This window comes from Candidatus Thiosymbion oneisti (genome assembly GCF_900092655.1).
GTDB lineage: Bacteria > Pseudomonadota > Gammaproteobacteria > Chromatiales > Chromatiaceae > Thiosymbion > Thiosymbion oneisti.
Map to the genome: position 1 here is coordinate 1 of NZ_FLUY01000474.1, position 309 is coordinate 309.

The window sequence follows — 309 nt, forward strand, 5'->3', positions numbered from 1 at the left end:
CGGTAGCTCGGGACTAACCCCTCCCGCAGCCAGCTCAACTCCAGGTTGCGCCGGCACTCGCGTTCCAGACGCCGGGAACTCCGTACCCGGTTGAGATCGCCGTAAACATAAAGCTTAAGGAGCACGGCAGGATCGAACGCCGGCTGACCGGGCGTGAGCTCACCCGTCGCATGGGTAAACCCCAACGCCGGCAGGTCGAGTGTGTCGACGGAGGCGTCGAGCGCCCGAACGTGGTTGGTTTCGCTGACCTAGTCTTCAATCCGGGCGGGCAGGCGTGCGGCCTGGGCACGGGCGACGCCTGGCTTGTAA

Annotated in this window: 1 pseudogene; it reads right to left on the reverse strand. The window is 65.4% G+C overall.

Annotation, left to right across the window (positions count from 1 at the left end):
* Nucleotides 1-230: pseudogene (locus tag BQ17_RS04605) on the reverse strand (transposase); the annotation flags it as partial.
* Nucleotides 231-309: the final 79 nt, after the last annotated feature.